General features: G+C 70.3%; 20 protein-coding genes. 7 read left to right on the top strand and 13 right to left on the bottom strand.

The genetic code is table 11. From position 1 onward, the window contains the following. The coding region (locus ABZ717_RS26005) for an ATP-binding protein (RefSeq protein ID WP_358515047.1) at positions 1–627 on the top strand (627 nt) is incomplete at its 5' end. Here ABZ717_RS26005 and ABZ717_RS26000 read toward each other — a convergent pair. Together ABZ717_RS26000 and ABZ717_RS25995 are read right to left on the bottom strand one after the other, a co-directional pair. Next, a complete protein-coding gene (locus ABZ717_RS26000) occupies positions 552–1844 on the bottom strand; it encodes an SLC13 family permease (RefSeq protein ID WP_358515044.1) in 1293 nt (430 codons plus the stop codon). The genes ABZ717_RS26005 and ABZ717_RS26000 overlap by 76 nt on opposite strands. 18 nt (positions 1845–1862) lie before the next feature. After that, positions 1863–3047 (bottom strand): CoA transferase, encoded by a 1185-nt coding sequence (locus ABZ717_RS25995; protein ID WP_358515042.1) that lies wholly within the window; start codon positions 3045–3047, stop codon positions 1863–1865. A 133-nt stretch (positions 3048–3180) separates the two neighbouring features. On the opposite strand from ABZ717_RS25995, the gene ABZ717_RS25990 reads away from it, so the two are divergent. The 4 genes from ABZ717_RS25990 (at position 3181) to ABZ717_RS25975 (ending at position 6961) form a co-directional block, all read left to right on the top strand. After that, complete coding sequence (locus ABZ717_RS25990) at positions 3181–4083, top strand: LysR family transcriptional regulator (RefSeq protein ID WP_358515039.1); 903 nt, start codon at positions 3181–3183, stop codon at positions 4081–4083. A gap of 106 nt (positions 4084–4189) precedes the next feature. Then, on the top strand, positions 4190–4555 hold the full coding sequence (locus ABZ717_RS25985) for a cupin domain-containing protein (protein WP_358515037.1): 366 nt from the start codon (positions 4190–4192) through the stop codon (positions 4553–4555). A gap of 116 nt (positions 4556–4671) precedes the next feature. Further along, the gene (locus tag ABZ717_RS25980) at positions 4672–6135 is read left to right on the top strand and encodes a nitronate monooxygenase (RefSeq protein ID WP_358515034.1); all 1464 of its coding nucleotides are present in this window, start codon (positions 4672–4674) and stop codon (positions 6133–6135) included. 31 nt (positions 6136–6166) lie between these two features. Then, positions 6167–6961, top strand: coding sequence for an SAM-dependent methyltransferase (locus tag ABZ717_RS25975; RefSeq protein WP_358515032.1), 795 nt, complete (start codon positions 6167–6169; stop codon positions 6959–6961). Positions 6962–7025: 64 nt separating this feature from the next. Here ABZ717_RS25975 and ABZ717_RS25970 read toward each other — a convergent pair whose 3' ends face one another. From ABZ717_RS25970 to ABZ717_RS25945, 6 genes are all read right to left on the bottom strand, one after another. Then, positions 7026–7856 carry an SDR family oxidoreductase gene (locus ABZ717_RS25970; protein ID WP_358515029.1) on the bottom strand — a complete coding sequence of 277 codons (831 nt, stop codon included), beginning with the start codon at positions 7854–7856 and terminating at the stop codon, positions 7026–7028. A 1-nt stretch (position 7857) separates the two neighbouring features. Beyond that, positions 7858–9048 carry an FAD-dependent oxidoreductase gene (locus tag ABZ717_RS25965; RefSeq protein WP_358515026.1) on the bottom strand — a complete coding sequence of 397 codons (1191 nt, stop codon included), beginning with the start codon at positions 9046–9048 and terminating at the stop codon, positions 7858–7860. After that, positions 9045–9284, bottom strand: coding sequence for a ferredoxin (locus ABZ717_RS25960; RefSeq protein ID WP_358515023.1), 240 nt, complete (start codon positions 9282–9284; stop codon positions 9045–9047). The genes ABZ717_RS25965 and ABZ717_RS25960 overlap by 4 nt, the downstream gene beginning before the upstream one ends. Next, positions 9281–10522: a cytochrome P450 gene (locus ABZ717_RS25955; RefSeq protein ID WP_358515020.1), complete on the bottom strand. Its 1242-nt coding sequence runs from the start codon at positions 10520–10522 to the stop codon at positions 9281–9283. Before ABZ717_RS25955 ends, ABZ717_RS25960 begins: the two co-directional genes overlap by 4 nt. A gap of 122 nt (positions 10523–10644) precedes the next feature. Next, on the bottom strand, positions 10645–11325 hold the full coding sequence (locus ABZ717_RS25950; RefSeq protein ID WP_358515017.1) for a response regulator transcription factor: 681 nt from the start codon (positions 11323–11325) through the stop codon (positions 10645–10647). A gap of 107 nt (positions 11326–11432) precedes the next feature. Continuing rightward, positions 11433–11909, bottom strand: a complete 477-nt coding sequence (locus ABZ717_RS25945; RefSeq protein ID WP_358515014.1) for a MarR family transcriptional regulator — start codon at positions 11907–11909, stop codon at positions 11433–11435. 189 nt (positions 11910–12098) lie between these two features. Between ABZ717_RS25945 and ABZ717_RS25940 the strand changes: the two genes are divergently transcribed. After that, a complete protein-coding gene (locus ABZ717_RS25940; protein ID WP_358515011.1) occupies positions 12099–13931 on the top strand; it encodes an NAD(P)/FAD-dependent oxidoreductase in 1833 nt (610 codons plus the stop codon). Then, positions 13928–14947, top strand: coding sequence for an SMP-30/gluconolactonase/LRE family protein (locus ABZ717_RS25935; protein ID WP_358515009.1), 1020 nt, complete (start codon positions 13928–13930; stop codon positions 14945–14947). Before ABZ717_RS25940 ends, ABZ717_RS25935 begins: the two co-directional genes overlap by 4 nt. A 63-nt stretch (positions 14948–15010) precedes the next feature. Here the strand turns inward: ABZ717_RS25935 and ABZ717_RS25930 are convergent, their stop codons facing one another. From ABZ717_RS25930 to fxsT, 5 genes are all read right to left on the bottom strand, one after another. Continuing rightward, on the bottom strand, positions 15011–15958 hold the full coding sequence (locus ABZ717_RS25930) for an FkbM family methyltransferase (protein ID WP_358515006.1): 948 nt from the start codon (positions 15956–15958) through the stop codon (positions 15011–15013). A 39-nt stretch (positions 15959–15997) separates the two neighbouring features. Beyond that, positions 15998–16552 (bottom strand): TOPRIM nucleotidyl transferase/hydrolase domain-containing protein, encoded by a 555-nt coding sequence (locus ABZ717_RS25925; RefSeq protein WP_358515003.1) that lies wholly within the window; start codon positions 16550–16552, stop codon positions 15998–16000. 101 nt (positions 16553–16653) lie between these two features. Next, complete coding sequence (locus ABZ717_RS25920; protein ID WP_358515000.1) at positions 16654–17736, bottom strand: hypothetical protein; 1083 nt, start codon at positions 17734–17736, stop codon at positions 16654–16656. Then, positions 17733–18737, bottom strand: a complete 1005-nt coding sequence (locus tag ABZ717_RS25915) for a TIR domain-containing protein (protein ID WP_358514997.1) — start codon at positions 18735–18737, stop codon at positions 17733–17735. The genes ABZ717_RS25920 and ABZ717_RS25915 overlap by 4 nt, the downstream gene beginning before the upstream one ends. Positions 18738–18751: 14 nt before the next feature. After that, positions 18752–22279, bottom strand: a 3528-nt coding sequence (gene fxsT / locus ABZ717_RS25910) for an FxSxx-COOH system tetratricopeptide repeat protein (protein ID WP_358514994.1), incomplete at its 5' end; no start/stop codon positions are given.

The following is a 22279-nucleotide window of genomic DNA, read 5'->3' as shown; positions in this document are numbered from 1 at the left end:
GCGGGTGGGTTGGAGGTGTCGTCCGTTGATGAGCGGACCGAGCGGGCGGCGGGGTTGATCCGTACCACGGGGCGTGAGGCGTTGACGGAGTTGCGCGGCATCTTGGGTGTGTTGCGTGAGGAGGAGGGGCAGGCGGCTCCCACGGCTCCGCAGCCGGTGTTGGCGGATGTGGAGGGGTTGGTGGCGCAGTGGCGTGGTGCGGGGATGGATGTGGAGTGCGAGCACGCGGGTGAGGGTGGTGAGTCGCCTTTGGCGGTGCAGCGTACGGCGTTTCGGGTGGTGCAGGAGGCGTTGACGAACGCGGCCAAGCACGCCACGGGTGCTCGGGTGCGGGTGTGGTTGCGTCATGGGGTGGATCGGTTGGAGGTGGAGGTGGCCAATGGTCCGGTTCCGGGTGTGGTGCACTCGTTGCCGCGTAGTGGGTACGGGTTGACGGGTCTGCGGGAGCGGGTGGCTCTGGCGGGTGGGGAGATCAGCGCGGGTCCCTGCCCCGACGGCGGATGGCGCCTGCGGGCCCTGCTGTCCACCGAGGAGGAAATGGAGGTCGAGGCTCACCACCAGCCGAAGACCGCCCAGACGATCAGCGGACCGACGGCGACGGACACCAGTCCGTACAGCAGCAGCTGACGGAACAGGGTCGGTCGTGTCTCCTCCGGGGCCGCGCCGAGGATCAGTCCGCCCGTGATGCCGAGCGGGTTGATGTCGACGATCACCGAGGACAACGCCACCGCCAGGATGGCGCCGATGGGGGAGGCCCCCGCTTCGACGACCGCGGGCAACAGGGGCATCGCCGTCACGAAGACCGCGATCGAGCTCGCGGCGAACGAGGTGATGCCGGCGATATAGCACAGCAGGAGCAGGGTCAGCATCGCCGAACCCTCGATCGTGAGCAGGTCGCTGATGCGCTCGAACGCGCCCAGGTCCTGCATCACACCGATGTAGGTCAGTAGACCACCGATCAGCAGCACGATGCCCCACGGCATGCGGGCCACGGCCGGCGCGGGCTCGATCCGCAGGATCAGGAGTTGAAGGCAGGCCGCGGTGACGCCCAGGTAGCCGATGTTCATGTCGAAACCCACCGATAGGACGAGAACGGCGGCCATGCCGCCGAGGGTGACCACGCGCACCGACAGGTCGGGCGCCTCGGCCCGGTCCGGCGCTCGCCCGGCGTCGGCCGGATCGCCGGTGGTCGACCCCGCCTGGCCGTCGGCCGGTACCAGGCTCCGGCTCGTGGGAAGTGCGCCGAGGAGGCGGGTCACGGTCAGTACCCCCACGCAGACGACGACGCCGGCGAGCAGGGAACCGGCCAGGAGGGTGAACGGTGCGTGATCGGGCATGCCGAGCCCCATCGAGACGCTCTGCTGGTGGGCCGTCACGCCGTACACGGCCAGGGGTGACAACAGGCCGCTGAGGATGCCCATGATGCCCAGGACGGCCATCGTCAACGGGGGGAGACCGTAGCGCGCCGACAACCCGAGGGCGATGGGCGCGACGATCGCGGTGGCCGCCGCGGGAAGTGTCCCGAAGGCCGCCAGGAGCGCCCCGGCGACGAACGGGACCAGGGCCACGAGCAGGGCTTTGCCCCTGACCAGCCGCAGCAGCCCGTCCAACATCCAGTCGAGTGTGCCGTTGATCTTGGCGACGGTGAACAGCGCGGTCACACCGACGATCAGGATGAAGAAGTCGGCGGGGAAGAACCCCGTGACCTCTTCGGAGGGGATCCCCGTGGCGGCGCCGATGAGGAACGCGGCGGCGAAGGCACCCAGCCCGAGGTTGAAACCGCGCAACGCGGTGGCGGCGAAGAGGAGGAGCAGGACGACGATGGAGAGGTCGGCGATGGTCACGGGGGAGGTCCCTTTCGCTCAGACGAGGCCGCGGTGGCGCAGGTCGTCGATCTCGTTCGCGGTCATACCGAGCAGGTCGCGCAGGACTTCGGTGGTGTGCTCGCCCAACCCCGGCGCCGGACGGCCGATGCGCCCCTCGAACCCGGAGAAGCGCCCGGCGGGCGCCTGGACCAGCCTGCCGCGCCCCTGGGCATCCCGGACCTCGACGATCGAGCCGCGCTCCCGGATGTGCGGGTCCGTGCACACCTGCTCGGCGGAGTTGACGGGTCCGGCGGCGATACCGGCCGCGTCCAGCCGGGCCAGGAGCTCGACGGCGTCGTGCTCGGCGACGAACGCGGCCACCCGCCCCTCGATCTCGTCCCGGTGTTCGACCCTGGCCGCCATCGTGGAGTGGACGGCCAGGTCCGGGGCCCGCATCAGCTCGACGAGCCGTTCCCACATGCGGTCGGTGGAGGCCGGCAGGGCGATCCAGCGCTCATCGCGGGTGCGGTACATGTCGTTGGGGCTGATGTGCGGGTTCCGGTTGCCTTGGCGCTGAACGCTGTGCCCGGTCACGCTGTAGTCCACGACGAAGTCCTCCATCATCCGGAGCAACGGCTCGTATAGCGGGATGTCGGCCAGCTGCGCCTCTCCCGTCTGGTCACGTTGGCGTAGGGCCAGCAGCGTGGCGAACGCGGCGTAGATCCCCGTGACACCGTCGGCCACCGGGTAGCCGGTGAAGGTCGGTGGACCGTCGGGGAACCCAGTTCGATGGGTCAGACCGGCGAACCCCTCGGCGACCCGGGCGAAACCGGGGCGGTCGGCGTACGGTCCCGTCCGCCCGAAGGCGCTGACGTGCACCATCACGAGGTCGCGGCGGTAGGCACGCAGGTCGTCGAAGTCGACACCGAACCGCCGCAGCGTCGCCGGACGGAAGTTGGTGACCACCACGTCGACCTCGCGAGCCAGACGCCCGACGATCTCGGCAGCTCCGGGGCGGTGCAGGTCCAGCGTGAGACTGCGCCTGCCGCGTCCGAGCAGGGTCCAGCCCGCCGAAGTGTCGCCGTCCAGCGGCGGGTAACGGCGGGCCGGGTCGCCGGTGCCGGGTTGTTCGACCTTGATCACCTCGGCTCCGAACTCGCCGAGCAGTGTCGCGGCCAGCGGACCGGCCAGGATGGTGGACAGGTCGAGCACGGTGATCCCGGCGAGCGGCTGGGAGGCCATGAGGGATTTCCTTCCACCTGGAGTGTGATCTGGTTCATGTGATGACGTGCGTCGATCATGACCCTCGGAGGTACCTGCGTGGAAGACGGGAGCACCTTCGACGGGTGATAGGGGAGTCCGTTATGGTGACGCGATGCGAGTCGAGCGTGCACGGTACTTTCTGGCGGCGGTCGAGACCGGTTCCCTGCGGGCGGCCGCCTCACGTTGTGGGGTCAGCCAGCCCACGCTCGGAGAGCAGGTCGCCCTCCTGGAGGAGGAACTCGACGTGGTGCTGCTGACCCGCAGCCACCAGGGCGTGCGCCCCACCGACGCCGGGCAGGCGATGATCGAACCCCTCACGCGTCTGGTGGCCGCCGAGGACGCCGCCCTGCGGGCCGCCGCGGAATCGGGTGGGTCCTACCAGGGGCGGGTGGCGATCGGGGCGATCTCCGTGGTCGCCGAGACCCTCATCGCGCCGGTGGTCGCTCGCCTGCGCGCCGAACACACCGACCTGCGCTTCGGTGTCACCGAGACCTCCTCTGGGGACATCGAGAGCCGTGTGCGGCACGGTGACCTGGACTTCGGGGTGATCTCGGCCCCGGCGGCACCGGCCGCCGCTGGACTTCGCCGCTCGCCGCTGTCGTGCGCGCCCCTGGGCGTCGTGGTGCGCACGGACCACCTGTTGGCCCGACGTGAGGAACTCGCCTGGCGCGACCTCGCCACGTGGCCCATCGTCACCATGCGCGCCGGGACCGTGATGTGGGATCGGTTGCACGACAACATCGCCGACCCCGACGTCGTCGTGCAGACGATGTCGGCCCGGTCGCTCAAGGTCATGGTGGGTCACGGGGCGGGCATCGGCCTGCTCGCGCGCTTCGACACCTCCGGTGATGTGCCCGGACTGCGCTGGATCCCGATCCGTGGCGCGGAGCCGGTGCGGATCTGTCTCGTGCAGCGCTCCCAGGGCCGGCCCTCACCGGCGGCGCTCATCGTCCGCGGTCTCGTGCGGGAGCGGGCCGCGGAGTTCACCGACGGCGAGGCCCTAGGACGTCGGTAGCGCGGTGGCGTGGACCCTGTTTCCACCGACCCGTGCTGTATAAACTCCGGTCGCGACCGAGAGTGACGACGGGGTGCCGAGGGACGGCGCCCGAGGAAGGGGCACGATGAGCGAGCACGCGAGTCCGAACGGCACGATCGACCTGAAAGCCCTGGCCGAGGACCTGCTGGGGAAGGCACGAGGGGCGCACGCCCACCGTGCCGCGACCACGGTGTACGGCGACCGGGACTCCCTGTTGCGCCAGACCGCGTTGGCCCTGCTCAAGGACACCGAACTGGCCGAGCACGAAAGCCCGCCGGAGGCGACGCTACAGGTGCTCACCGGCAGGATCCGGCTGAACGGACATGGACGCGAATGGGAGCTCACCGGCGGGGAGATCGTGCCGATCCCGCCCGAACGCCACTCCGTGACGGCCCTGGAGGACAGCGTCTTCCTGCTGAGCGTGCGCAGGGAGCCCGCGGGGGAGAAGTGACCCACGCACGAGGGGACCTTCCGATCCGGTGACGGGGACGGAGGGCCCCTCGTTCCCGGGGCCGGTGTGCTCGAAGCTGGTCGGACCACCCGCCCTCACCCACAGGAGTGTCCGCCATGCCCACCGGTTCCACCACCGGCGTACTACCCGCCGTCATCCAGGGCGGTATGGGGGTCGGGGTGTCCGGATGGCGGCTCGCCCGCGCCGTCGCGCGCACCGGCCAACTCGGCGTGGTCTCGGGGGTCGCCCTCGACGCCCAGCTCGCCCGCCGACTCCAACTCGGCGACCCGGCCGGGGACATGCGCCGAGCGCTGTCCCACTTCCCCGACCAGGGCATCGTCTCCCGGATCGTGGACCGGTACTTCGTGCCCGGTGGGATACCGGCCGGCCGCCCGTTCCGCCCGGTGCCCCGACTCGGCCTGCGCCCGAACCGGGCCCGTGACGAACTCACGGTCGCGGGCAACTTCGTCGAGGTGTGGCTGGCCAAGGAGGGCCACGACGGGCCAGTCGGCGTCAACTACATGGAGAAGATCCAACTCGCGACCCAACCCGCCGCCTACGGGGCGATGCTGGCGGGGGTCGACCACGTCCTGATGGGCGCGGGGATCCCCGGCGAGATCCCGGGGCTGCTCGACGCCCTGAGCACGCACTCGGCCACCGAACTCACGGTCGCGGTGGAGGGATCGCAGGAGCGGCACACCGTCGCCTTCGACCCGGCCGGCCTCGCCGGACCCGTGCCCCCAAGCCTGGCCCGACCGCGTTTCCTGGCGATCGTCGCCTCCACGGTGCTGGCTCAGTACCTGCACCGCTCCCCGGCCACCCGGCCCGACGGGTTCGTCCTGGAGACCCACCGGGCCGGCGGCCACAGCGCCCCGCCACGGCGCCGGAACGGGCTCAGCGAGGAGGGCGAGCCGGTGTACGGACCGCGCGACGCGATCGACGTCGCCAAGGTCGCCGCGCTCGGACTTCCCTTCTGGCTCGCGGGCGGTCAGGCGACACCGAGGGGACTGGCGGCGGCGAAGGACGAGGGCGCGGCAGGTGTGCAGGTCGGAACCGTCTTCGCGCTGGCCCGGGAATCGGGGCTGACCCCCGGTCTGCGGCAGAGGCTCCTGACCCGAGGGAAGGCCGGAACCCTTCAGGTGCGCAACGACCCCCTGGCCTCGCCCACCGGCTTCCCGTTCAAGGTGGCCCGGGTGCCGGACACCCTCTCTGACGAGGGGGAGTTCGCCCTGCGGCCCCGCCTGTGCGACCTCGGTTTCCTGCGTACCCCGTTCCGCAAGGACAACGGCACGATCGGCTACCGCTGCCCCGCCGAACCCGTCGACGCCTACGTCCGAAAGGGCGGGGCGAAGGAGGACACCGACGGGCGCCGCTGTCTGTGCAACGCCTTGACCGCCAACGTGGGCCTGCACCAGCACCGCCCCGGTGGCTACGTCGAACCACCGCTGCTCACCCTGGGACAGGACCTGGACTTCCTCCCCGAACTGCTGCGCCACGCCGGCCCGGACTTCTCCGCCGCCGACGTCGTCGACTACCTGCTGTCGAAGGAGGAGGGCCGCCCTCGAACACCCCTAGGATGAGCCGGACCAGACCCCCCGAAGAACGGTCCCCATGGCTTCCACACCCCCCATCGACACCTCACAGTCCCATTCCGCCCGGATCTGGAACTATTGGCTGGGCGGCAAGGACAACTACCCCGTCGACCGGGAGGCGGGCGACGGGATCGTCGCCGTCCTGCCCGAGATCGTCGACATCGCCGTCGCCACCAGGGCGGTCCTGGTCCGCATGGTCACCCACCTGGTGGAGGAGGCGAGCATCGACCAGTTCCTGGACATCGGGACCGGCCTGCCGACCGCGAACAACACCCACGAGGTCGCCCAGGCGGCGAACCCGGCCGCCCGGGTGGTCTACGTCGACAACGACCCGCTCGTGCTCGCGCACGCCCGCGCGCTGCTCGCCGGCACCCCGGAAGGGGCGACCGACTACGTCCACGCCGACCTGCGCGACCCGGCCGCGATCCTGGAGCAGGCGGCCCGGACCCTGGACCTGCAACGCCCGGTCGCGATCACGCTGTTCGGCGTACTGCCGTTCGTCGGCGAGGACACCGAGGCGAAGCGGATCATCGACCACCTCATGGAAGCGTTGCCCCCGGGCAGCCACCTGGCGATCGTGCACAGCACCAGCGCCGTGACCGGTGAGGGCATGGAGGAAGCGGTGCGCCGCTGGAACGAGGCGGGCTCGGCCGTCTACCACCTGCGCACCCCGGAGCGGATCACCGCCCTGTTCGACGGCCTGGAACTCGTCGAGCCCGGCGTGGTCTCGTGCCCCCTGTGGCACCCCGAACCCCCCGAAGTCGGACGGGCCCGAGAAATGGACGAGTTCTGCGGCCTCGCCCGCAAGCGGTAGGACCGAGAGAGCGCCCCGACGCGCGGCGAGGCGTGTCGGGGCGCTCACGAGGGCGGTACCGGCCCTATCCGGTGGGGCGATGGTGGCGGATCCAGGCCGCCTGGCCGCCGTCCACCAGCAGGTCCGTCCCGGTGATGTACCGGGAGTCGGTCCCGGAGAGGAACGCGATGGCCTCGGCGATCTCACCAGGGGTGCCGCTGCGGCCGATGCCGCAGGCCCGCAACATCTCCACCATGTGGTCCCCCGTGGCGGACTCGGCCTCGGCCGCCGCCATGGGGGTGGCGATCACCCCCGGGCTGATGGTGTTCAGTCTCGCGCCCCGACGGTTCCACGCAAGGGCCGCCGCTTGGACACGAACCTGGTTGGCCCGTTTGGCGACGATGTAGGCGCTGACGCCGTCGTCGATGGACCTCACCGGGTCCAGGGACAGGAGCTCATCCGTGGGAACGGTGGCCAGGGCGTGCTCGTCCTCGGCGCTCAGCGAGGCATGGTGACCCGCCATGCTGGCCACGCAGACCAGGGACGTTCCGCGCGAGGCCACGGACTCGAACACGTCGATGACGTGCGCGGTACCGACCAGGTCCACACGCAGGATCGCCTCCACCGTCGCGGTGGCGGCGGAGACACCGGCGGTGTGCACGATCGAGACGATCCCGCCCTCCCGCCGCGCCACGCGCGCCAGTTCCTCCACCGAGGACCGGTCGGAGACGTCCGTGAGGACGCCCAAGACGTCGTAACCCGTCTCCCGCAGGGAGGCCACGACCCGCTCCAGCCGGTCCTGTGAACGGTCGGCGAGCACCAACCGGCGCCCGTTTCCCAGACGACGCGCGATCGCCTCGCCCATGCCACCGGTTCCGGTGACGACGACCACCTCGGGTTCGTCGGACATCTCCATCTCAGGCCACCTTCCTCGTCGGTTCGGACGGGGCCGGGGGACCCTCGTCCCAGGCCGCGCCTCGTGCGATGGCCTGCCGCCACGACCGCAGGGTCCTGGGCGAAACCCCCGCGGCGATCACCCCGGACAGCCGGTCACCGGTGCGATAGGCGACGATGAACCGGCGCTCGTCGAGGTCGCCCTCGACCAGGGCGACCTCGTCGTGACCGCGTAGGTATCCGTACGCTTGGAGTTTCACGTCGTACTGGTCGGACCAGAAGTAGGGCACCGGGGCGAACGGTCGCCCCTGGGAGCCGCGGAGCAGGTTCCGGGCGGCGGCCATGCCCTGTTCGGCCGCGTGCGTGCGGTGTTCCACGCGCATGGAAACGCCGAAGAGCGGGTTGTGCCAGCGGGCGACGTCGCCCGCCGCGTACACACCCGGTGCGGCCGAGCAGTACTCGTCGCACACCAGGCCGTCGTCCAGGCGCAGCCCGCTGTCCTCCAACCAGTCCGTGTTGGGCACCGAACCCACGCTGAACAGCACCTCGTCGGCCTCGATCACCTCGCCGCCCATCAGCCGCACCCCCTCGTCGGTCACCTCCGCCACGCCGGTTCCGGTGCGCAGCTCCACGCCGTGCTCCAGGTGCAGCGTCGAGAGCATCCGTCCCACGTCCTCGCCCACGGCATGGGCCAGGGGGACGGGCGCAGGTTCGACCAGGGTGACCCGGCAGCCGATACCCCGTGCCGAGGCGGCGGCCTCGGCACCGAGGAACCCCGCGCCGATCACCAGGAGGTGGCGTCCCGGTTCCAGCCGGGACCGCAGGTTCAGGGCGTCGTCGAGGGTGCGCAGGAGGTGGCCGCGCGCGGTGGGCAGCGCGCGCGGCCGGACCCCGGTGGCGACGATCAGCCCGTCGTAGGGGAGTGCCTCCCCGGAGGCGATCCTCACGGTGCGGGCGTGGGTGTCCAACCCGATCGCCTTGGTGCCGAGCCGCAGTTCCACGTTCAGGGCCGACAGGTCCTCGTCGGAACGGAGTGGGAGCCGATCCTCCCGCCACGTGCGCGACAGGATCTGCTTCGACAGGGGTGGCCTGTCGTAGGGCGCGTGGGGTTCGTCCCCGATGAGGGTGACGTCTCCTTCGAAGCCCTCCCGGCGCAGGGTCTCGGCGGCGGCCAGCCCCGCAGCGGAGGCCCCGACCACGACGACGCGGTTCATTCCCGCACCAGTCGCAGTGCCGCCGCCGGGCAGATCGCCACGGCCTCGCTCACCTCGTCGTACAGTTCCTCGGGCGGGTGGGGGTCGAGCACGACCGCGACCCCGTCCTCATCGCGTTGGTCGAAGACGTCGGGTGCTTCCACGACGCACTGCCCCGACGCCACGCACTTGGGTTCGTCCAGTTCCACTCGCATGGTGCTCTCGCTTTCTCGTTGTTCGGTGTGCTCGTGTGTCACCAGGTGACGGGCAGGGAGCGCAGGCCGTAGGCCACGCCCTCGAAGGCGAAGTCGACCTCCTCGAACGGCACCGCCAGGTTCAGGGTGGGGACACGCCGGAACAGGGTGCCGAACACGGCCTGGAGTTCGACCCGAGCCAATGTCTGGCCCAGACACTGATGGGCCCCGTAACCGAAGGCATGGTGCTTGCGGGCCGGCCGGGAGAGGTCGAGGGTGTCGGGCTCCGGGAACGCCTCGGCGTCCCAGTCGGCGGTGGCCAGGTCGAAGATGACGCCGTCCCCGGCCGGAATGACCTGCCCGCCGACCTCGATGTCCTCCAACGCGACCCGACGGATCCCCGTGTGCACGATCGTCAGGTACCGCAGCAGCTCCTCGACCGCGCCGGCCACGACCTTGGGGTCCTCGGTGGTGCGCAGCACCTCCAGCTGTTCCGGGTTTCGCAGCAGCAGGAGCGTGCCCAGCGAGATCATGTTGGCGCTGGTCTCGTGTCCGGCGATGAGGATGGCCGATCCCATGATCACGGCCTCCTCACGGGTCATCCGGCCCTCGTTGACGTGCCCGGCCATCTCCGAGAGCACGTCGTCCGCCGGGTCCGTCCTCTTTTCGTCCAACAGCTCGCCCAGGTACTCGGACAGCGCCGCGTTGGAGGCCCGCACCTCCTCGGGGGTGGAGGTGTGGCTGACCCCGACGGTGCTGTGGCGGTGGAAGAACTCGTGGTCGGCGTAGGGCACGCCCAGGAGCGCGGTGATGACCAGGGTCGGGACCGGAAGGCCGATCGCGGTGACCAGGTCGGCGGGCTTGGGGCCGGCCAACAGGTCGTCGATCAGTCCGTCGAGCAGCCGCTGGATGGTCGGGCGCAGTGCCTCGACACGCTTGACCGTGAAGGGCAGGTTGACCAGACGGCGCAGCCGGGTGTGCTCCGGGGCGTCGGTGTTGGTGATCAGCTCCGGCAGGTGCGGTGCGATCTCGGCCCGACCCCGGGTCATGTGGGGGTAGTTCGGCAGCTTCTCGTCGATGCTCAGCCTGGGATCGGTGAGCAGGGCTCGCTGGTCGGCGTGCCGGGTCACCAACCACGGGGTGCTCCCGTCCCAGATCCGAACCCTGGCCACCGGTTCCCGCTCGGTCAGCGCACGCAGCTGCGGAGCGGGGCTGAACGGACAACCCTCCTGCCTGGCCGCGGGGTACTCGGTCACCGATCGCGCGGATGCGTCGCCCCGCGGGGTGGCGGTGTCGGTCATACGTCTCCTCTGGTCGCTTTTCGATGAGGCAACCAAGGAGGCCTGACGTCGGGCGGACACGAACCTGACGGGAGGCTGACGTGAGGTGGATCACTGCCGGGCGCGAGCGCGCGGGGTGGGGCTCAGCGGTCCCGGCCTTCGAGCGCGTAGCCGAAGCCCCGGTGGGTGCGGATCAGGTTCGGCCCGTCCCCGTCCACCTTGCGGCGTAGCCGCGAGACGAGCCGTTCGATCGCGTTGTCCCCACGGAGTTCGCCCCAGAGGTGGTCGGCGATGTGCTCCTTGGACAGCACCCTGCCGGAGTTGACCATCAGGTAGCGCAGTAGTCGGTACTCGGCGGGGGTGAGGTCCAGTTCGCGCTCTCCTCGGTGGGCCCGACACGAGGTGTCGTCCAGGATCAGGTCGCCGTAACGGAGCAGGGGTTCGGAGCGGCCCGCGCTCCGCCCGCGGATCAGCAGCCACACCCGCGCGAGGAGTTCGGGGACCCGGACGGGATCGGCGATGTAGTCCTCCCCGCTCAGTCCGACCTCGGGCAGCACGGTGTCGAGGAACCTCTCGCTCACCATGAACAACACCGGTGGTCCACCGACGCCACGGCGTCGCCGCGGGATCTCCGGCAGGTCCGGAAGCGTCGTGTCCACGAGGACGAGGTCCAGGCCGCCACGCCCCATGCGATCGATGGCGGCGTCGCCGGTGTCGATGACGTCCACCCCGTATCCGGCCAGTTCGAGTGTCGGGCACAGGACGTCCACGACCTCAGGGTCGCGAGCGACCACAAGGATGTGCTCACCGTTGCCACGGCGCATGTACCGCCCCCGTGTGAGGAGATTCGGGAAGGAAGGATCACGCAAGACCATAGCGAGCGCCGAGTCCTCGTACGATCACTTACGGTCGCGGGAGCGCGGTCGGATGGTCATTCCGTGTCGTCCATCAGCGCGATCTGTTCGCTGACCGCACGGAACCCCTGTTCCAGGGCGCGCAGGTCCTCGACCCGGAGCCGGACGAGGATGTCGGAGCGGAAGGGGCGGGTCACCAGCAGGCGACGCACGACCGAGGTCCCCAGGGGGGTGGCGTGCACGCGGCGGACCCGGTGGTCGTCGGGGTCCAGGGTGCGCGCGGCCACGCCCTGGGAGACGAGCCGGTCGAGCATGGTGGACATCGACGCCATCGATACACCGAAGGAGGCGGCCAGGTCCCTTCCTGTCGCGCCCTTCCCCGAGGTGACCAGGAGCATCAGCACCCGAAGCTGCGGGATGGTCAGGCTCATCTTGATCAGGTACTGCAGGAGGTTGGCCAGTACGGCCTCCTCCATCTGCCCGTTCAGGCGCTCGATCTCGTGCAGGAGGTGCTCCCGCTCGTGTTCGTCCTGTTCAACACCCTCATGCGGCATGTCGCAATGATAGGGCGCCCGATGCGCGTGACGCTCGATACCAATAATGCTTAGCATCATGCTAACCTTCGTCGCGCACAGATTCTCCACACGTAGTGACGGTGAGTGACAAATCCCTGCGGCACATCCGCCATCGGCGACGTGTTCGCGCACCCACGGTGACACGTCGACCATCGAATGAGGACGGCCATGAGCGCACCCTCCGAAGCGACGCAGAGCCAGGAAACCCCTGACCAGGACGTCGATCTGGAATCCCTCCGCGAACGGTACGCACTGGAGCGGGAACGCCGGATCCGCCCCGACGGCACCGGCCAGTACCGGCCCACCACGGGCGAGTTCGGCTACTACGCCACCGACCCCTACACTCCCCGCGTCGAACGCGAACCCGTGAACGACACGGTGGAGGTGCTCGTGATCGGCGGCGGCTTCGGCGGGCTCACCACCGGGGCCCGGCTCCGGCAGGTCGGCGTCGAGTCGATCCGGATGATGGACGAGGCCGGTGACTTCGGCGGCACCTGGTACTGGAACCGTTACCCCGGTATCCACTGCGACATCGAGTCCTACTCCTACATGCCCTTGTTGGAGGAGGTCGGCTACGTCCCGAAGTGGCGTTACGCCCCCGGCGAGGAGATCCGCCGGCACGCCGTGGCCATCGCCGAGACCTTCGGCCTGTACCGGGACGCGCTGTTCCACACCCGCGCGACCTCGATGGACTGGAACGAGGACGAGGGCGTGTGGGAGGTGGCCACCGACCGGGGCGACCACATGCGCGCCCGCTACGTCATCACCTCCTCGGGCACCCTCAGCCGTCCCAAACTCCCCGGGATCCCGGGCATCGAGAACTTCCGGGGCCACACCTTCCACACCAGCCGCTGGGACTACGGCTACACCGCGGGAGACCCGGACGGTGGCCTCGTCGGCCTCGCCGACAAGAAGGTCGCGGTGGTGGGCACCGGGGCGACCGGGGTGCAGGTCATCCCGCACCTGGGCCGCGACGCGGAGCACCTGTACGTCTTCCAGCGCACCCCCTCCTCGGTGGACGTGCGCGACAACCGACCCACCGACGAGGAGTGGTCGGCCTCCCTGCGACCGGGCTGGCAGCGCGAGCGCATGGAGAACTTCCTGGCGGTCGTCTCCGGTGAACCGGTCGAGACCGACCTGACCAAGGACGGCTGGACCGCGACGGCCCGGCTCCAGCGCAAGATGATCTCCGGTGCGCTGGACACCGGCGTCTGCGCGCAAGAGCGCGAGCGCCTGGACGAGATCGCCGACGCCCGCACCATGAACCGGATTCGCGCCCGTGTGGACGAGGTCGTCCAGGACCCGGCCACGGCCGAGAGGCTCAAGCCCTGGTACCGGTACATGTGCAAGCGGCCCTGCTTCAGCGACCACTATCTCCAGACGTTCAACCGCCCCGACGTCACCCTCGTGGACACCGCCGACCACGGCGGCATCACCCGCATGACCGAGGACGCGATCGTGGTCGGCGAGACCGCCTACCCGGTCGACTGCGTCGTCTTCGCCACCGGGTTCGAGGTGGGTGTTTCGGGGGTGCTGTCCGGTGCCCTGCCGGTGCGCGGACGGAACGGCCAGGACCTCCTCGCCACGTGGAGTCGTGGCCCCAAGACCCTGCACGGCTTCTACAGTCCGGGGTTCCCGAACCTCTTCCACCTGGGGTCGTTGCAGAACGCCAACTCGGTCAACTTCGCGCACATCCTGCTGGAGCAGGCCGAGCACATCGCGGCCGTCATCGAAGGGGCGCGCAAGGTCGGGGCGGAGACGGTCGAACCCTCCTTGGAGGCGGCCGAGGAATGGGGGCGCGTGGTGAGGGAGAGCGCCCACGACAACTCCGATTTCCAGGCCGAGTGCACACCCGGTTACTACAACCGCGAGGGTGCCGGCACGGGCAGGAGCAACTCCTTCGGCCCGGGGCCGGTGGCCTTCCACCGGATCCTGCGCGAGTGGCGGAACACCCGCATGGACGAGGTCCTGGTCCCGGCGTCGCAGGTGAGCGACCGATGAGGGCGATCACGACCCGCGCGTTCGCCGCGCTCCTCCTGGTGGGAACGGTGGCAGGGTGCTCGGACCCGGAACCGGAGGCGACCGGACAGGAGACCGCGGGGGAGGGCGAACTCACGGCCGAACTCCTGACGCAGGTGACCTCGGTGCACGAGGAGACCGGCATGACACTCCTGGAAGGGCCCGTCTTCGCCCCCGACGGGGGCCTGCTCGTCGTCGACGTGCCCACGCCCGCGGGGGAACCCAAGGTGCTGCGGGTGGACACCGACACCGAGGAGGTGTCCACGGTCTTCACCGACGACACCGGCGCGTACACCTCCGCCCAGTTCGGCCCGCTCGACGACCGCCTGTACCTGACCGACTTCGCCGGGGGCGGGATCGTCTCCATGACCGCGGAGGGGGAGGACCTCGAGGTCTTCTTCTCCGGTGACGTCGATGGCGAACCGATGAACCCGGACGACCTCACCTTCGATGAGGCCGGGAACATGTACGTCAGTGACTCCGCCGGCTTCGACGCCCCCGCCTGGGAGGAACGGGGCAGGGTGGTCCGGATCGACGGGGAGACGGCCGAGGCGACCGTGCTGTCCGAGGACCTGCCCGCGCCCAACGGGATCGCCTTCACCCCGGACCACTCGGGCCTGTGGGTGGGGTTGTACGGGGCCAACCGGGTCGACCACTATGAGCTGAACGAGGACGGCACGCAGGTGCTGACCTCGCACGCGGCCATCCACTTCGACGGTGGTACCAGCCGGATCGATTCCATCGCGGTCGACGCCGACGGCAACCTCTACCAGGCCGTCCACGGCCAACCCCGGATCTTCGTGTACTCCTCGACCGGTGAGCATCTGGCCACGGTGAACGTGCCCGAGGAGGCGGCCTCCGGTCTGGACACGGCCACCAACGTGGCCATCGAACCCGGGACGACCGACGCCTACATGACGGTGAGCGGCGCGGACGGTGGGTTCGTCTACACCTTCGACGCGCTCGGCGAGGGTATCCGGCAGTCCAACGGCGGCTGATCCCCGCCCCTCGATCCGGTAACGCTCTTACGCTATTCCTGCGTTACCGGGTCGGGTCGGGCGTCAGTCCTGGGAGAGGGACTCGGCGCGGACCATGACGCAGTCGAACTCCAGCACGCGGCCGGTGCTCTCCTCACGGGTGACCGGGTACATGCCGGTCACCTCGAAACCGTCCGCCTCGTACACGGCGATGGCCTCGGCCATGCGGGGCATGCCCTCGTAGATCTGCATCAGGGCCACCTCGGACTGTAGACCCACGAATTCCCCGATCCGCTTGCCCGCGCCCGCGTAGGCCTCCAGGTCGAAGCCCTGGGTGTCCATCTTCAGGTAGGGACGCGGGTTGTCGATCCCGGCGAGTGCCTCGTCCATGAGGCCGTCCAGGCGGCGCAGGTCGATCTTCTGGGTGTGCGTCTTCTGAAAGCGCTTGTACCGGGTGTTGCCGAACTCGCTGGCGCCCAACAACGAACTCATCGACCCCGGCACGACGTTGATCTCGGCGGTGCCGTCCTCACGGCCCAAAGCCATCTCGTGAACCTGCCAGTCGGGGTCCTCGGCGGCCACGGCGCGCAGCTTCGCCACCATGTCGGGGACCGGTTCGAAGGAGACGATCCGACCCCGATAGCCGTGTGCGCGCAGGCTACGGCCGTACTGACCGATATTGGCGCCCACATCGAAGACGCAGTCGACCCGGTAGTGCCGCAGGACGGAGACCACGTGTCGGGTGCCCAGGTGGTTCTGTGCCCTCTTGTGCAGCGCGAGTTCGTCGGCGTCGCCCATGGACTCACGGGCGAGTAGTTCCGCGCCCGGTCCCAGGGGGGTTCGGGTCCAACCCTGGGGCGGAACGATGGGGCGGTGGCCGCTCTCACCTCGGGTGACCAGCCAGGAGCGTGGCCCGGCCGGGGTGACCCGGTAGTCGCCGCGGCGTTCGAGCACGGCGGCCCCCGGACCGAGGTCGTGCACGTTGACCCGGCGGCTCAACAGGTCGAGTAGTCGGCGGCGTAGCGTCGGCATGGTTTTCCCAGTGGTCACTGTGAGTGGTGGTCTCGGACATTACGCGTGGTCGAGGGTTCTGTCGAGCGGTTCGGGGATATTCGTTGCCGACAGTGTCTCCACCAAGGCCCGGGCGTAGTGGATCTTGCGGCCGGCGGTGGTTCCCAGGAAGCGACGCAGCTGTTGTTCGGGCGCGCGATCGCGTTGGGCGGGCTGGTTGCGGAAGGTGCGCAAGGTGCGCAGGTCGCCCTGGGCCGTCACGACCCGTTCCACCCCGGCGATCCCGTGCGCCCGGATCAGTTCGTCCTCCAGGTCGGCCACGCACACGTGGAAACCGTGCTCCGTCGGATCACCGCCCAGGCCGGCCTTCTCCAAAGCGCTTCGGAAGTGGCTCTCCTCGCCGACGTCGTAGAGCCCGGCCAAGCGCAGACCCGGCCCAGGTGGCCCCAACCGCTGTATGAACCGGCCGATGTTGGTGGCCCCGCCCATGGACAGGATGGTGGTGCCCCGCGCTGCCAGGTCCAGGCCGCGTCGCTCGGCGAGGGCGGCCAGGGCCGCCCGATCGCTGTCGCCCTCGACCAGGATCGCGGTCCGCGCTCGGTGGAGTGGTCCCATACCCGTCACCCTACGAAGGGTACGGCCGGCGTACTCGCTCAGGCCCGTTCGGTCGCCTCCGTGGGAAGGGCAGGGACAGGCCGACCTCGACCCCGCGCGGGTCAGGGCGGTGGGGACACGGTCTCCTTCGGATCGGTGCGACGCAGGCGATCGAAGACCAGATCGAAGGTGAAACCCGCGGCGAACCCCATCGGCACCACGAAGAACAGCAGCCGCCGCGCGTCCAGGTCCGCCAACAGCTCCGGCGCGGTCAGCAGCTGCGCCGCCACGTAGGTCAGGACGGTCACCACCCCCGCGCCCAATCCGCGCGCGCAGGCCCGCAGCACCGTGGGAGAGGCCCCGAACGAGTCGCGGATCAGCCCGCCGGAGACCGCCGCGCACATCGGTGCGCCGAGCAGCAGCGCCAGGGTGGCGGTCCCGGCCGGTCCGGGCCCGGGCACGAACACGATCGAGGCGAGCGCGGCCACCAGCAGCAGGATCGACGCGAGGAGCCCGCCCGACTCCGCCCACCGGTCCAGCCGTCGTGAACGCCGCTTCCGTCGCCGGCTCGCGGCCCGCCGCCCCACCTGCGCGCGCAGCACTCCCACGACGCGCTCCGCCGACCCGGTGGACCACGGCTCGCCGAGCACGTTCACGTCCGCTTCCAGGACGTGCTCCCCCGAACGGGGCAGGTCGGCCCACACCTGCCGGGCCCCGCCACCGAAGGCGGCCAAGGCGACGACCGGGATGTCCCGCGCCAACGCCAGGATCCCCGCCACCCTGGTCGTCCGTCCGCCGCCGACCAGGATCACCCCGTCCGTCTCCAACAGGGTCCGATAGAAGGGGACCTCCCACTCCTCACCGATGTCGCGCACCGTCGTGATCCGTACCGACACCCCCTCGGGCAGCTCCGGCGCGTACTCCTGGTGCCGTGCCTGGTGAGCCAGTACCCGGCCCCGCGGGGTGCCCGCCGCCGCGTATCCGCGCACCACGAGCGTCTCCGCGTAGTGGTCGCGGTCTGAGAACACCACCAGGTCGAAGGAGGCCAGGGCCAGCGCGCGCCCCAGCTCGTGGCAGGCCGCGCGTGCTCGGTCCAGGTCGCGCAGCGGCGGGTCGTACTCGCGCCGGGAGTCCAGGCTGCCGACCACGGCGATCCGGGGACGCCGGTCCGAGGAGGCGGCGGAATCGGGGGAGGGCGTGCTCAAGGTTCGAGGCTCCTTTCCGCTTCGGGGTCCGGACCGGGAACGGGGTCGGGGTCCAGGCTCGCCAAGGCGTCGGCCACGTGGTCGATCCCGGTGGTCTCGCGCACGGCCTGGGAGAGCCAGGCGATGGTGTCCTCGGAACGGTGTTGGTGCGAGAGGTGCTCCACGAGCCGGCTCACCCGATCGAACCTCGGTTCGGTGACCGGCCAATGGAGGGGGTTCTGGGCCCGGCCGCCGCGCAGCTCGCCGAGCCTGCTCAGGAAGGCCCGCCACAGGTGTTCCTCGTCCAGGCCGGGTACATGGGACAACACGTGCGCCACCCGGCGCCTCAACGGATCCCCCGGCTCGATTTCCTCAAGGACACACTCCTTCGTGCGGAGGCCGGGGTCGCCCCCCTTCTTCGCCCGCGCCCGCGCGTCCCACGCCGGGCGTACCGAGGCGGCCTCGTCCAACGGAAGGGGCGGCAGGGGAGTGGCCGCGGCCCGGGCCACCAACCCACCGACCCGAAAACACAGTGCCCGGTAGTCGTCCGGGGAGGTGTACATCAGGTCCAGCACACCTCGGTCGGCGTGCCCGACCGGCTCCACCCAGTCCAGTCGCTGTCGTCCTCGGACCGCGATCGGCAACGGGCCGATCAGCGGGGTCCACACCAACGGAAGCAGCGGCTGGGCCGCCTCCCCGTTCACCGAGCCGTTCGACCGGAAGCGGCGCAGACGTTCCTCGAACACACCCCACTCCCGCGCGCACCACTCACTGTCGAGTTGGGTCTCGCTCAACAGCACCACCATCGTGGCGGCGGTCGCGCAGTGCTTCAGCAGCTCCTCGCGCCATCTGCCGCCCTGTTCCAGGGAGGGGCCGCTGAGCCCCGTGGCGTGGTCGTCGGTGTGCAGCCGCACCGCCCGCTCCAGGTCGGCGTGGAAACGCAGCACCTCCGCCCGGTCCGCCTTACGGCCGCCGTAGCTGGTGAAGAAGGTGCCGGGACGTTCGGGGGCGCCCTTGCCCATGGCCTCGTGAGTACTCAGATCTCCGGTACCTCCAAATCGATGTGGGCACGTGCGCTGAACGGGTCACCGGTGTGCCGGGCGGAGCTGTTGAGGTAGTTGGCGAAGGCGATCTCGGAGTGCGGGTGCTGTGGGCCGAAGCGCTCGCGCAGGGTCTCCTGGGTTCGCACGTCCAGTGCGACCGCCTCGGTGATCTCACCGGTGGCCACCAGGGTGTTGGCCCGGTTGACGGCCGCGCCCAGGGTGAGGGGGTGCCGTGGCCCCACCTGGTCGTCCTGCGCCAGCCCTTCGTGGGCCAGCCGCGCCTGTTCGGCGGCGTGCTCGGCCTCGCCGGCCCGGCAGGCGTAGGCGGCCAGGTTGGATCGGGCCACGAGGGTGAACGGGTGCCGTTCGCCGAAGGTCCGTTCGTACCCGTCCACGCAGGACTCCGCCCGCCGCCAGGCCGGTTCGAAACGGTCGTCGGCGGCCAGGCAGGCGGCCAGTTCCAGACCCATCGCCAGACTCCGCGGGTGGTCCTCGCCGTACTCGTTCAGGTGCAGTTCCCTGGTCCGAAGGATCCGGCGCAACGCCTGATCGGATTCGCCGACCAGGCGTTCGGTGACCGCCAACTCCTTGCGGGCGTGCAGGGTGTGCGAGGACAACTCCCCGACGGTACGACGCAGCAGGTAGGCGGCCTGATGGATCTGGCGCTGGGCGATCACGTATTCGCCCATCCGGCGCCGGTAGGTCGCGGCGGCCGAGGACAGGATCCACGTGTGCGGATGTCCTTGGGGCAGCAGTTCCCGCGCGCCCCGGAACGCGTGGGCGGCGTTCTCCAGGGCGGGGCCGTACTCACCGGCCGCGGCCAGCGACAACGCCAGGTTGTGTTCGGCCAGCAGGGTGTGCTGGTGGTCGGGCCCGCGGTCGTCGAGGTAGGCGTCGTAGGTCTTGCGGTCGTGGAGCAGGGCCTCCTGGAAGCGGCCGAGGGCGCGCAGGTCCGAACCCATCCCGCGCCGGGTCAACAGGGTGAACGGATGCGCCTCGCCCAGCACCTCCAACTGCAGGGCGAGGGTCCTGCTGTTGAGCCGATCCGCCGCGCGGTGATCGCCACGCGACCGGTGGACGTTGGCCAACTGGGTGGCCAGCCGGAGCCGGAGCTGGTCGCTTTCGCCGAAGGAGTCGGTCCAGGTCTCCAACAACGGCGCGCCCAGGCGCAACGCGGCCCCGAACTCGCTGCGCCTGTAGTGGTAGCGCACCTGGTTGACCAACCACCGGCGCACGTCGTCGTGGGCGCTGCGGTCGGCGCCGGAGGGGACGATGTGCCAGCGCAGGTGTTCGTACCGGTGATCGTGCCGGGTGTCGTCGGCCTCCTCGTCGTGCGGCGCGTAGGCCGCCAACAGCAGACGGGCCGCCTCCCGGAACCGGTCGCGCTCGCCCTCGGGGACGCGGTCGCGGACCACCTCCTGCACGGCCGGGTGCACCGAGAACGTCTTCAGGTGCCGGTCGTGGTGGAGCAGCAGCACCCGGGTGAGCTGGTAGTGGATGTGGTTGAAGTTGATCAGTCCGCTGCGGTATCGGGGGTCGGCCTCGCCGTACTCGGCGGCGGCGTGCGGCGAACGCAGTAGGTCTTCGGGGATGCCGTCCGGGGACAGGTGCGAGACCAGTCGGATCAGGCACAGACTCGCCGGGTGGTAGCCCTCGATCTCGTCCAGGGCCAGCGAACCGCTCAACCGTTCCTCGAACGAGCCCTCGCCCCGGGTGACGGACGGTTCGCGCTCGTCGAGCAACCGCACGTACTCGGTCACCGCCCGGACCCCGTCGTCGCGCCGTTGGGCGGAGTTCAGCCACTCCAGGGCGCGGTGCAGCAGGGCGGGCAGGTGACCCAGGCGTCGGGAGAGGCCGAGCGCGGTGGAGGTGTCCACCTCCGGGTACCGGTCGTCGAAGAGCTCCACGACCTCCTTCTCGGTGAAGGGTCCCACTTGCAGGCAGCGCCGGTGCCCGTAGGTCTCCCAGTCCCGGTGGTAGGAGGTGACGATGACGTGCCCGTGGTCGTGCGGGATGAGCGCGTCCAGGTCGCCGGGCGGCCCGGCGTTGTCGTAGACCAGCAGCCAACGGTGCACCGGTCGGCCCCGGCGCAGTGCGTCCAGCACGTGCTCCGGGCCCTCGATCCGCCGGTCGGGGTCGCCCGGGTCGTCGGGGGCGCGCCGGTTCAGTTCGGGCGCCAGGTCGGTCAGGGAGGCCTCGACCTTCTCCGACCGGTCGGCGGAGATCCACCGGATGAGGTCGTAGTCGCTGCGGAAGCGTCGGACGAACTCGCGCACGATCTCCGACTTGCCACTGCCCTGCATGCCCACCAGCACCACCGGTGGTTTGTCCTCCATCCCCTGGCCGAGCAGGTCGCGGATCCGCTCCAGGTGCCCCTCGCGGCCGCTGAAGTTCGGGTTGCCACTGGGCGCGTTGTTGATCCGCTCGGGGTTGGGCTCGCCGGGGTAGCGCGGTCCGTGTTCGGGCCCCAGTGAACGGCGGCTGTCGAAGGCCGGATCGAACCGGGCCAGGAGTGCGCGGCGGGAGTCCCGTTCCTCGCGGATGCGCAGGTTGAGCCACTCCGCCTCGGGGAAGTCGTCGGGCGGGGCGCCCTCCCCGATGGTCACCCCGAGCACCCGGTGCGCGCCGTTGGCGCCGTGGTCCTGTTCTCGTTCCAGGAGCCGTGCCAGGACGTCCATGGCGGGGGATCCGCGCAGGTGGGCGGAGACCAGAACCGTGACGACGCTGTTGGCCGGCGCGTGCGGTGGCGCGTCCGGGTCGCTCCTGGGCCGGACCACCCGGATGCCGACCCACTCCAGTTGGGCGCCGACCCAGTCGACCCACACCCGGTCACGGGGGTCGGCCACCAGGACCACCGACGTGACCGTCCCGTGCCGGATCTGCTCGAAGACCAGCTGGACCTGTTCGGTCTGCTCCTGGGTCAGGTGGCGTCCTCGGGGGACGTCGCCGTCGGTGAGCAGGGAGGTCAGGCGCTCGTAGGAGTGGAACAGGGAGTTGGGCGTCCTGGTCCGTTCCAGGAAGGCAGCCAGGGTGCGACGTTCGGCGATGGCCGCCTTGTAGGGGATCTCGGCCCGCCCCCAGTACCGCCACGGGTCGTCCTCGGGTACCTCGACGTAGGGGGCGAACCGGGCGTAGGTGGAGTCCAGGTGGGCGGCCAACTCGGGCAGGTCCTGGTCGACCCTGGTCAGCACCGGGTGGACGGGAACGTGGGGTGCCTCGGCCCGTAGGTCGGCGGTGATCCCCACGGCCTTGGTGACGGCGTTCTGGTTCAGGGGAAGGCACAGCACGACCTGGTCGGCCAGGAGTGTGGCGCACTGGCGTCCGAAGAGGCCGTTGCCGGGGGCGGTGTCCACCAGCACGTAGTCGAAACCGCTGTGCAGCAGGCGGGTGCGCAGCGCGCGCAGGAAGTGTCGGGCCGACGGGCTGGTCGCGAAGCGCGCGTTGTGGATGTTCTGTAGCAGGATCCGTTGTTCGGGGTCGCGTCCGCCGGGACCCAGGTAACCGATCTCCCCCTCGGGGAC

The organism is Nocardiopsis sp. NPDC006832, from assembly GCF_040635885.1.
Taxonomy (GTDB): domain Bacteria; phylum Actinomycetota; class Actinomycetes; order Streptosporangiales; family Streptosporangiaceae; genus Nocardiopsis.
Note: the sequence above shows the minus strand (reverse complement) of the source record. Positions and strands in the feature narration are given on the sequence as shown.